This window comes from Micromonospora sp. MP36 (assembly GCF_008119785.1).
In the GTDB taxonomy this organism is placed as follows: domain Bacteria; phylum Actinomycetota; class Actinomycetes; order Mycobacteriales; family Micromonosporaceae; genus Micromonospora.
Genome location: NZ_VSFA01000162.1, coordinates 1 through 11,347, shown reverse-complemented (window position 1 = coordinate 11,347; position 11,347 = coordinate 1). Strand labels below are relative to the sequence as shown.

The window sequence follows — 11,347 nt, the reverse complement described above, 5'->3', positions numbered from 1 at the left end:
ACCCGGAGCGCGGCACCATCAGCTCAACCCTCGACGCTGCTGTGGGCTGAGCCCAAACCGGCCCGCGGAGCCGGACCACGACGGGTGGGGCCGACCGTGCCCGGCGGAGGGATCAAGCCTGACCGCCGGGAGCCGGGCACGGTCGGCCCCACCCCCTCAGATCGAGCGCCACGACCGCCGCCACCTCCCGGACGCGGCGATCTCCACCAGACCGGGTGTAACTGCCTCGCAGCGGGGTAGCCCGGCGAGCATGGAGCTGGTCGAGGAGTCGCCGTACCGGTTCCGGATCGACCGGCATGACCCGATGCGGGTCCCGGGGGTGATCTTTGCGTCCCGGTCGCTGCTGCCGGACGCCCGGGCCGACAAGTCGCTGGACCAGGTGGCGAACGTGGCCACCCTGCCCGGCATCGTCGGCGCCTCGTACGCCATGCCGGACATCCACTGGGGTTACGGCTTCCCGATCGGTGGGGTCGCCGCCACCGACGTCGAGGCGGGCGGGGTCGTCTCGCCCGGCGGCGTGGGCTTCGACATCTCCTGCGGGGTACGGCTGCTCGCCGCGCACCTCGACCGCGCCGAGCTGCGCGGGCCCCGCCTGGAGGCGCTGATGGACGGCCTCGGGGAGGCCACCCCGCGCGGCATGGGCAAGGGCGCGGTGTGGCACCTGGACGACCGGGGCGAGCTGGACGCAATGCTGCGCGGCGGCTCCCGCTACGCCGTCGAACGCGGCTACGGCGTGCAGCGGGACCTGGACCGGTGCGAGGACTACGGCGCCGTCGGCGACGCGAATCCGGCCCAGGTGAGCGAGCGGGCGGTGGAGCGCGGCGCCGGCCAGGTCGGCAGCCTCGGCTCCGGCAACCACTTCCTCGAGGTGCAGGCGGTGGAGGAGGTCTACGACGAGGCGGTGGCCAGCGCGTTCGGGCTGCGCGCCGGCCAGATCTGCGTGATGATCCACTGTGGGTCGCGGGGGCTGGGGCACCAGATCGCCACCGACTACATCCACGCCATGGAGAAGGTGATGCCCCGGTACGGCATCCACGTGCCCGACCGGCAGCTGGCCTGCGCACCGGTGTCGTCCCACGAGGGGCGCGCTTACCTCGGCGCGATGGCCGCCGCGGCGAACTACGCTCGGGCCAACCGACAGCTGCTGCACCACTCGGCCCGGCAGGTGTTCCAGCGGATCACCGGCGGCGACCTGGACCTGGTGTACGACGTCTCGCACAACCTCGCGAAGATCGAGACCCACGGCGTCGACGGCGACCAGCGGCGGCTCTGCGTGCACCGCAAGGGCGCCACGCGGGCGCTGCCGCCGGACCACCCGGACCTGCCGGACGACCTGCGCCCGGTCGGGCAGCCGGTGCTGATCCCCGGGTCGATGGGGACCGACTCGTACGTGCTCGTCGGCATGCCGGGGGCACCCGCCTTCGCCTCCACCTGCCACGGGGCCGGCCGGACGCAGAGCCGCAAGCAGGCCACGAAGGCGGTGCGGGGACACGACCCGCGCCGCGAGCTGGAGGCGCAGGACATCGCGGTCCGGGGCAAGTCCCGGAAGGGGCTGGCCGAGGAGATGCCCACCGCGTACAAGGACATCACCGCCGTCATCGAGGCCACCGAGGGGGCCGGGCTCTGCCGGCGGGTGGCCCGACTCGTCCCGCTCGGCGTGGCGAAGGGCTGACCCGGGGGGCGTCAGACGTCCAGCGTCACCGCGCAGGACCAGCCGTCCTGATCTGGGCCGAAGCGCAGCTCGTGCAGGGCCACCGCCTTGGGTACCGCGCCGACCAGTTCCACCGCGTCGGCGTCCACCGTCCACCACCGCACCAGCAGCCCGCCGCCGTCGGCCGCGCGTACGTCGGTGGCCAGCGGCAGCACGCCCGCCGTCTCGAGCCGGAAGATCACCTCGTCGAGGACGGCGGCCAGCATGTCCTGGTCGTCGTCGGGTGGCACGGCGAACTCGGTCTCGGCGGCCGCGTCCGCGCCGGCGGTGTCGACGAAGGTGTCGAGCATCGCGGCCACTGCCTCGGCCACACAGCCTTCCCGGTCGGGCGCCCACGCCTCGATCCGTACGTCGGCGGTGTGCGGCACGTTCCGGTGCCCTCGCGCCGGTCGTCTGCTCATCTTTCGCTCCCCATGCCGACCCCGACGGCCACCGCGCCGCATGCGGTCGCGGCGGGCACGGTGGTGCCGCTGCCACGGTACGTGACGACGGCCGCCGGCGCGGGCGCTTCGAGCGAGCGGCGATCACGGACGCCGGACCAGCCGCATGGCGTTGACGCCAATGGATCGCCGACCCTAGGCTGGTTACGGCCATGGCCGTAACCGGGCCAAGCGTCGCCTTCCGGCCCCATGTGCGGGTCTGGCCACTGACAGCGGTCACGGCCCTTTACCGTCACCGCCCTATGGCCATCTCCGTAATCCCGCCGCCGGCGTCTCCGGCGGCCTCGTCGGAAAGCAGGCGCCCATGACCGACCGTCGTACGTTCATCCGCTACGCCGCCACCGTCACTGCGGTGCCCGCCCTGTCGGCCGCGCCGGCGGCGCTCGGCGTGGCGTCGGCCGCCGTACCCACGGTCACGGTCGACCCCCTCGGCGTGCCGCTGCGTGACGTGCTGCTGATCGGCGGGACCGTCGCCCCGGGACCGACCGGTGCGCCGGTGCTCTGGTCCGCGGTCTCCGGTGAGCCGGCGCGGCTCGCCGCGATCGACCCCGCGACCGGCCGGACCGTCTCCACCCAGGCCCTGACCGGCGCACCCGGCTCGTACGCCGTCGCCGCCGCGCCGGACGGCACGATCTACGTCGGCGCGTACAGCACGGGCGACCTCTATCGGCGCCGGCCCGGGCCGGACAGCCCTGTGGAGAACCTGGGCCGGCCGCTGCCGTCGGAGACGTACCTCTGGCGACTCGCCGTCGACGAGGCGGGCGTGGTCTACGGCGGCACCTTCCCGGGCGCCCGCGTCTTCGCATTCGATCCGGGCACGGGGGAGACCCGGGACTACGGCCAGGTGCTGCCCGGCGCGCAGTACGTGCGCAGCATCGCCGTGGCCGGCGACAAGGTCTACGCCGGCACCCAGCCGGACGCCCACCTGTTCGAGATCGACAAGAGCACCGGGGAGCGGCGGGAACTGCCGCTGCCGGCCGGGATCGGCGGCGGTGCCGGACTCACCGTGTACGACCTCAACGCCTACGGCGGCCGGCTGTACGCCCGCTTCGGCTCCGCCACCACCGGCACCCTCGGGGTGTACGACATCCAGGCCGGACGGTGGACCGACCTGATCGACGGCGTCGCCGGACTGGACGTCTCCGCGCCCGGCCCCGGTGGCCTGGTCTACCTCACCCGGGCCGGCCGGCTCACCGGATACCACCCGGGCACCCGGAGGTTCACCGACACCCCGCTGGTCTTTCCGGGGCGGGTGGTCAACAACCGGGGCATCGGCTGGGTGACCCTGGCCGACCCCCGGTGGCCCGGCCGCACCCTGGTGGGGCTGCTGTGGCGCGGCGACATGTTCCGCTACAACCCGGTCACCGGCCGGGCGGACGTGGTGTCGACCGACGTGCCCGGCGAGCCGATCCCGCTCGCGTCACTGCACGCCGGCGCCTCCGGCACCGTCTACGTCGGCGGCTACCTCAACGGCGGCTTCGCCCGGGTCGACCCCGACACCGGCGCGCCCACCTTCCAGCGTTTCGCGCAGGTGGAGAGCCTGCTGGAGACCGGCGGGCAGGTCTACCTGGGGGCCTACCCGGACTCCCGGCTCTACCGCTACGACCTGGGCCGGTCGTGGAGCAGCCCCGAATACTCCCCGGGGCTGCCCGGCATGCCCGACAACCCGGTGAAGCTCGTCGACCTGAAATCCGCCGACCAGGTGCGGGCGCGGGCGCTCACCGACGCCGGGGACAAGGTCGCCTACGGCACGATGCCCAACACCACCCTCGGTGGCGCGCTGGTCATCGTGGACAAGGCCAACGGGGCGGCGACGGTGCACCGGCCGGTGGTGACCGATTCGTCCATCGTGAGCCTCGCCCGCGCCGGCGGGCTGGTGGTGGGCGGCACCTCGATCGACGGCGGCTACAGCGTGCCCCGGCCGACGCAGACCGAGGCGCGACTCTTCGGCTGGGACGTCGGCAGCGACAGCAAGGCCTTCGAGTTCACCCCGGTGCCGGGCGCGACGGCGATCCCGGCGCTGGCGGTCGACCGGTCGGGGCTGCTGTGGGGGCTCGCCGGCGGGCAGTTGTTCGCCGTCGACGTCGCCGCCAGGTCCGTCGTCCGGCGCGTCCAGCTCGCCCCCGGGGTGTCCGGGAGCCGGGCACGGCTGGGCTACGACGCGGACCGGAACCTGCTCTACGCGCTCGTGGCCGGGCAGTCGCTGTTCCGGGTGGACGCGTCCACCGGCGCGGCCACCCTGCTGCTGGACCGACCGGCGGAGTTCCTCGCCGTACACCCCGACGGGCGGCTGTTCCTCGGGGACGGGCCGCAGCTGTACCGGGTGACCGTCTCCGGCTGAGCCTGCGGCACGGCAACGGGCCGGTGACCCGCTCGGGGTCACCGGCCCGCCGTGCCTACAGCTGGATCCGGACCAGGTCGCGGCCGCGCAGCGCGTAGAGCGCCGAGCCGTCCGGGGCCGCGGTGAGCAGGGCCGAGCCGGCGTACCACTCGGCGTCGAGCCCGGTCACGAACGGGCGCACGGCCATGGTGGCGGGGTCGAGCTGCCAGATGTCCTTGCCGGTGGTGCCGTAGATCGCCGAGCCGACCTGCACCAGGGTGCCCGCGCCGGGGCGCACGGTGGTGGTGGCGACCACCTGCCGGGTCGCCGGGTCGAAGGCGAAGAGCACGCCGGTGTCGGTGAGGCCGTAGACCCGGTTGCCGGTCGCGACCAGGTCGACGATCTGCTTCGCGCCGGGCACCGGGACGGTCTCCCAGGTCTTCGTCCTGGTCGCGAGGTCGAACCCGGCGAGCCGGGCCTCGGTCGCCCGCGGCGTGGTGCCCAGACCGTTGTTGACGCTGCTGCCCAGGTACGCCGTGCCGTGCTTGACCGCGACCGCGCGGATCGACTGGTCGGCGATGACGTCCCGGTGCACGTCCAGCGCCCCCGAGCGGGGGTCGTACAGCGCCACGGCGCCGCCGTACCGGCCGTAGTCGGGCTCGGTGCCGACGACCAGCAGCTTCTCCGACGGCGCCCAGGTGGCGTCGAGCGGCCGGGTCTGCTCGTTGCCGAACGCGGTCACCCGTCGTGGCGCACCGTCCGGCGTCATCCGGAACAGGTACGCCAGCGTGTAGACCGACATCCAGATCTCGCCGCCGATCGGCGTCATGGCCTTGGCCTCACCGGGCAGGAAGCGGCGGGTGGAGGTGCCGGCGACGAGGTCGTGCACCTGGACGCCGGCCTTGCCGGAGACGTACACCCGTGGCCCGTCGGTGGCGATGGCCATGGCCAGCTCGGGCGCCGGTGGCATGCCGGCCTGGGTCAGGTCTACGCCGGTCAGTTCCCCGGTGGTGAGGTCGTAGGTCACCACGCTGTTGGTGACCACGCCGCGCAACTGGTCGCCGGTGACGAAGATCCGTCCGAAGGAGGCGCCGTCGTACGGGACGGCCAGGGTGGAGAGCTGTTTGGTGTCCCGGTCGTACCGGCGCAGGGTGCCGGACGGGCGGGTGCCGACGTACACGTCGTTCCGGGCGACGTCGATTGCGATGGCGGTGATGAAGCTGTCCGGCGTCTGCACGACCTCGTACCGGGACGGATCCGCCGTGTCGATGAGCAGCATCGTGCCGGTGGGGGAGAGCGCCGCCGCGAGGACGCCGTTCTCCAGCGCGAGGGTGCCGACGAAGGTGCGGTCGGCGAACTCCGGCGGCAGGATCTCCCGCTTCGCACCGGTGACCCGGTCGATGGCGATCAGATGGGCGTGCGCGCCGACGCCGGCGTAGATGGTGGTCGCGTCGACCGCGATGCTGCGGACGTACTGCTCTCCCGGCACCGCGACGCCGTAGTCGCGCTGCGTGCCGGTGGCCGGGTCGTAGGAGAACACCCGGCCGCCGGGGTAGGTGCCGCCGTAGACGACCCCGTCGGGTGCGGTGTCCAGGGCCCAGATGTACCGGTCGGGGGAAACGTCGGCGACCTTGGTGACGGCGGTGCCGGTGGTGTCCACCCGGTACAGGTCACCGGGCTCGTACGTGCCGACGTACAGGTCGGTGCCGACTTCCGTGGTGGCCCAGGCGCCGCCGCCGGTGGGCAGCTCGTAGCGCTTGGTGACCCGCTGCGCGGCCAGGTCGTAGCCGCCCAGCACGATCGGCGAGACCCCGCCGGTGGCGGTGTAGATGGTGCCGTCGACCAGTTCGGCGCCGTTGACCGAGGTGACCTCGGAGGCCGGCCCGAGGTCGGTGACGGTGCCGGGTGGTGGGCTCCCGGCCAGCGCGGGCCCCGAGGGGACCGCAAGGGTGGCGGCGGCCAGCAGGAGGGCCGCGGTCAGGGCGGTACGACGCAACTCAACCTCCAGATCGGACGAGTTTCGGCCATGACTCTAATCGCTGACAGCCCACCACGACCCCTCTGTGCTGTCGAGTCCTACCGGGAGATTGGCGGCATCGGACAGTGATTCAATGCCGCCTATGGAATTCCGGCCGCGCCCGTAATACAGTGCCGGGCATCGTCGCACCTGGGAGGTCCGCGCTTGTCGTCGTCCCGCCGAACACTGCTGCCCGCCCTCGTCGCCACGCTGTGCGCGGCCCTGCTGCCGGCCGCTCCCGCGGCGGCCGCCGCCCCAGCCGCGCCCGAGCCCGGGACGGTCACCGACTTCGGAGTCCAGCAGACCGCGCTCACCGTCTTCGAGACCCACTACGGCACCGGGCCCGGCGGTCGTCCGGTCGCCTACGCGGTCCAGATGGGATCCCCCGGCGTGCTCAGCGTCACCGACCCGGTGACCCGCGAGCTGCTGGACACCGCCTACCTGCCCGACTCCTCCGGCGCCTGGGGCATCACCCAGTCCGCCGACGGCACGGTCTACGCGGGCAGCTATCCCAACGCCCACCTCTACTCGTACGACCCGGACACCCGGGCCACCGTCGACCTGGGCGCGCCGGTGCCGGGCCAGACCGTCCTCTACGGTCTCCGCCCGGGCGCCGACGGACGCGTCTACGGCGGCACCTATCCCGGGGCGCACGTCTTCTCCTACTCCCCACAGGAGGGCTTCCGCGACCACGGCCCGATGTACGCCGGCGAGCAGTACGTCAGCGACGTCGCCGTCGACCCGGCGCGCGGTGTGCTCTGGGCGGCGGTCGGCAGCCGGGGCCACCTCGTCCGCCTCGACCTGGCCACCGGAGAGAAGCGCGACATCTGGCCGGCGGGGCTGCGCGGCGACCCCAGCTACCCGTACGACGTCAACCTCGTCGGAGGGAAGCTCTTCGTCAAGCGCAGCAAGCTCGAGGCGCTCGTGCTCGACCCCGACACCGGCGCGATCCTCGCCGACGGGTTCACCATGGGCTCGCGCGGCACCTCGGCGCTCGCCCCGGACGGCCGTTCCGTCTACTTCACCTCCGGCACCGAACTGTGGCGCTACGACCTGCCGACCGACACGTACGGGCCGGTCCGGGACGCCGCCGGCAAACCGGTGGTGGCCGGGGGAGCGGGTGTCGGCTTCGGCTTCCTCGGCGGCCGGCTCTACGCCACCATCGGCAACTACGCCGGCGACGCGCTCTGGTACGACCCGGCCACCGGCGCCAACGAGCGCTACAAGCTGCCGTTCCCGCCGCAGGCCCTGGACATCAACAACATCAGCGCCGGCCCGGACGGCCGGATCTACACGAACCTCTACATCAACGGCAACCTGGCGGTGCTCGACCCCGCCACCCGCAAGCCCACCGACCTCGGCCGGCTCGGGCAGGCCGACGGCTTCGGCTGGCACGGCGGGAAGATGTACCAGGGCGTGTACCCGTACGGCGGCGTGCTGGAGTACGACCCGACCCGCCCGTACCGCCTCGGCACCAACCCGCGCGAGCTGTTCCGGCTGCAGCCGGACGGACAGAACCGCCCGATCGCCTTCGCCTCGGCCGGATCCCGCCTCTACGTGGGCAGCACCCCGGACTACGGGCTGTGGGGCGGCGCCCTGACCGTCTACGACACCGCGACCGGCGCCCGCACCACCCACCGGGACATCGTCGCCGACCAGGGCGTGATCTCCCTGGTCGTGGTCGGCGACCGGCTGTGGGCCGGCACCACGATCAGCGGCGGCGGGGGCACCGCACCGACGGCCACCGAGGCCAAGGTGTTCACCGCCGACCTGACCACCGGCGAGAAGACCGCCGAGTACGTCCCGGTGCCCGGCGCAGACGCGATCACCTCGCTGGTGGCCGGACCGGACGGCATGATCTGGGGCCTCGCCGACGGCGAGGTGTTCGTCCTGGATCCCGCCACCGGCGCCGTCACGCACCGCTTCGACGTGCCGGGCGACTACTCGGGGGTGCAGGACCAGTTGGTAGTCAGCGCCGCCGACGAGCACGTCTACGCCTCGCTCGACGGGTACCTACTGAAGATCGACCCGCTGTCGAAGGCGGTACGGGTCATCCGCGACGCGCAGACCTACCGGCTGACCCAGGACGCGCGGGGCGACCTGTGGTTCCGCAACGGGGTCAAGGCGGCCAACCGTGCCGTCCAGTACGGCTCCCACCTGTTGCGCTACGTGCCGGAGGCGGACGCCTGCCCGCACTCGGACCTGCGACCCACCGTGCACACCGGCGGTGTCGACTCCGGCGTCGCCAACCGCTACGCCAGCAACGGCTGCACGGTCAACGACCTGATCCACGACGACGCGGACTGGCCGACGCACGGCGCCTTCGTGGCGCACGTCGCCCAGGTCACCACCGAACTGGAGCGCGCCGGCGTGCTCACCGACGCCGAGCAGGACGCGATCGTCGCAGCGGCCGGCCGGTCCGGGGTGAGCCGGTAGCGGCCGACCGACGCCGGCCTGCGCGAGGGCGTCACCCGACGTGCTGCGCGGACCCGATCCGCGTGGCGCCCGATCCGAAAGGCGAGGTTTCCGTGACCCCAGTTCCCTCCAACCCGCCCACCCGCACGGTGAGCCCCACCCGGCGACAGCTGCTGCGCTCGGCCGCGCTGGCCGGGATCGCCGCCACGCCGGTCGGGAGCCTGCTCGCCGCGGCGCCCGCGGCCGCCGCCGACGCGGCGGTCGACGACGTCGGCGAGATTCCCAACTACACGGTCGGCACGCCGGGGGCCGACATCGGCGTCCTGCCCGACGGCTCGGCCCGCGCCTGGCTGGCGGTCAACGGCGCCCCCGCCACGCTCGCCGAGGTCGACCTGCGCACCGACGAGGTGCGATGGCAGCTGCCGCTTCCCGGGGCGCAAGGCGGCTGGGCGGTCGCCGGGCACACCGACGGCACCGTGTACGCGGGCAGCTTCCCCAACGGCACCCTCTACCGGTGGCTGCCCGGTGCCGCATCGGTGGAGGTTCTCGGCAGGCCGACCCCGGACACGACGTTCATCTGGGCGCTCGACACCGACGAGGACGGCAACGCCTACGGCGGCACCTACACGACGAGCAGCGGCGAGGGCCGGGTCTTCGCCTGGAACGCCGCCACCGGGCAGTTCCGCGACTACGGACCCGCGATGCCGGGCCAGGCGTACGTGCGTGCTCTCGTGGTGCACGGCGGCACGATCTACGCCGGCACCGCGCCGGAGGCCCACGTGGTGGCGATCGACATCAAGACCGGGGAGCGCCGCGACCTGGGGTTGCGGCCGGGCGAGCCCACCGGCCGGTTCGTGCACGACCTGGCGGTCGCCGGCCGCTACCTGCTGGTGCGGGTACAGGGACCGGGTATGACGTTCGCCTACGATCTCGCCGCGCAGACCTGGACGGATCTGCGCATCGGGGGGTTCGGGCGGGCCACGTCCGGCCTAGGGCCGCGGGGCGAGGCCTACGTGGACGTGTCCGGCTCGCTGGTCGCCGTCGACGTCCGCGCGGGCACCGCCCGCGCCGTCGGCACCCAGACGTTCGGCACCGGCACGGCGCTCCGCTGGCTGCCCGAGGGCGGCGACGACACCCGCCTGCTCGCCGGCGTCGACGACGGCGGCGTGGTGCTCCGGTACGACCCCCGGCGCGACGAGACCACCCTCTCCCGGCCAGCTCTGCTCGGCGCGCCGGTCACCCCGCAGTCCCTCGGCGAGGGCCCGGACGGCCTGGTGTACGTCGGTGGATACCCGTCGGGCGGGCTCGCCGCCTACGATCCGGTCAACCGCCGCTTCCTGCCGACCCGCCGGCCGTTCCCCCAGGTCGAGGGGATGGGCAGCCACGCCGGCCGGCTCTACCTGGGCACCTACTCCGGGGCGCAGATCCACGAGTACGACCCGGCGCGGCCCTGGCAGCTGGGCGTCAATCCCCGGGTGGTGCTCGACCTGGGCCGGCAGCAGCAGGACCGGCCCTTCGCGGTGGTGTCCGCCGGCCAGTACCTGGCGATCGGCACGGTCCCCGCCTACGGCACCCTCGGCGGCGTGCTCAGCCTCTACGACCCCGCCACCGGCACGGCCCGCACCTGGCGCCAGGTGGTCGCCGACCAGAGCGTCATCTCGCTGGCGTACCAGGACGGCGTGGTCTACGGCGGCACCAGCGTCTGGGGCGGTCTCGGCGCCGCACCCACCACCCCGGACGGCAAGGTGTTCGCGGTGGACGTGGCGACCGGCGAGAAGCGGTGGGAGCTGACTCCGGTGCCCGGCGACCGGGCGGTCTCCTCGCTGACCTTCGGGGCGGACGGTGCGCTGTGGGGACTCACGGGCGGCCGGATCTTCCGGCTCGACACCGCGACCGGCGCCGTGTCGGTCGTGGCCACCGTGGCCGACGTCGACTGGGGCGCGCTCGACCACTATTGGCGGGACGGGTTCCTGCGTCACCACCCGGCCTCCGGGATGCTCCACGGCGCCGCGGGCGGCCGCATCTTCTCGCTGGACCCGCGCACCGGCGAGGTGCGGATCCTCGCCACCGGCACCTCGCTGTTCCTGGCGCACAGCTCCGGCCGGCGGTACTGGACGAAGGGCTTCGACCTCATCGAGGCCACCGTCTAGACCCGCCTCGCGACGGGGGCGAAGGCCGGCGACTTCGGCCCTTCGCCCCCGTCGCTGCCGTTTCCGGGTCGGTCCGCCCGCCCGTCGGCCTGCCTGCCCGTCGGTTCTGCGCCGCCGACGGCGGACCCGGCCCGGCGCCGCGGTGGTTGCGCCATCAGCACGGCGGGGGGGGGGGGGGGGGGGGGCCCCCCCCCCCCCCCCCCCCCCCCCGGGGGGGGGGGGGGGGGGGGGGAGGGGGGGGGGGGGGGGGGGGGGGGAGGGGGGGGGGGGGGGGGGGGAGAGGGGGGGGGGGGG

The 11,347-nt window shown here is 74.0% G+C and carries 6 protein-coding genes; 4 read left to right on the top strand and 2 right to left on the bottom strand.

What is annotated here, in order from left to right; all coding sequences use genetic code 11:
• Nucleotides 1-250: 250 nt before the first annotated feature.
• Nucleotides 251-1,672 (top strand): RtcB family protein, encoded by a 1,422-nt coding sequence (locus tag FXF52_RS38620; RefSeq protein WP_148804617.1) that lies wholly within the window; start codon nt 251-253, stop codon nt 1,670-1,672.
• 11 nt (nt 1,673-1,683) lie between these two features.
• Here the strand turns inward: FXF52_RS38620 and FXF52_RS38615 are convergent, their stop codons facing one another.
• Nucleotides 1,684-2,112, bottom strand: a complete 429-nt coding sequence (locus FXF52_RS38615; protein WP_148804616.1) for an archease — start codon at nt 2,110-2,112, stop codon at nt 1,684-1,686.
• Between the two features lie 343 nt (nt 2,113-2,455).
• Here FXF52_RS38615 and FXF52_RS38610 point away from each other — a divergent pair, with 343 nt between their 5' ends.
• Nucleotides 2,456-4,492, top strand: a complete 2,037-nt coding sequence (locus FXF52_RS38610; RefSeq protein ID WP_148804615.1) for a PQQ-binding-like beta-propeller repeat protein — start codon at nt 2,456-2,458, stop codon at nt 4,490-4,492.
• Between the two features lie 55 nt (nt 4,493-4,547).
• Here the strand turns inward: FXF52_RS38610 and FXF52_RS38605 are convergent, their stop codons facing one another.
• The gene (locus tag FXF52_RS38605; RefSeq protein ID WP_148804614.1) at nt 4,548-6,467 is read right to left on the bottom strand and encodes a hypothetical protein; all 1,920 of its coding nucleotides are present in this window, start codon (nt 6,465-6,467) and stop codon (nt 4,548-4,550) included.
• Between the two features lie 186 nt (nt 6,468-6,653).
• Between FXF52_RS38605 and FXF52_RS38600 the strand changes: the two genes are divergently transcribed.
• Nucleotides 6,654-8,924, top strand: a complete 2,271-nt coding sequence (locus tag FXF52_RS38600; RefSeq protein WP_148804613.1) for a hypothetical protein — start codon at nt 6,654-6,656, stop codon at nt 8,922-8,924.
• A 92-nt stretch (nt 8,925-9,016) separates the two neighbouring features.
• Nucleotides 9,017-11,053 carry a PQQ-binding-like beta-propeller repeat protein gene (locus FXF52_RS38595; RefSeq protein ID WP_148804612.1) on the top strand — a complete coding sequence of 679 codons (2,037 nt, stop codon included), beginning with the start codon at nt 9,017-9,019 and terminating at the stop codon, nt 11,051-11,053.
• Nucleotides 11,054-11,347: the final 294 nt, after the last annotated feature.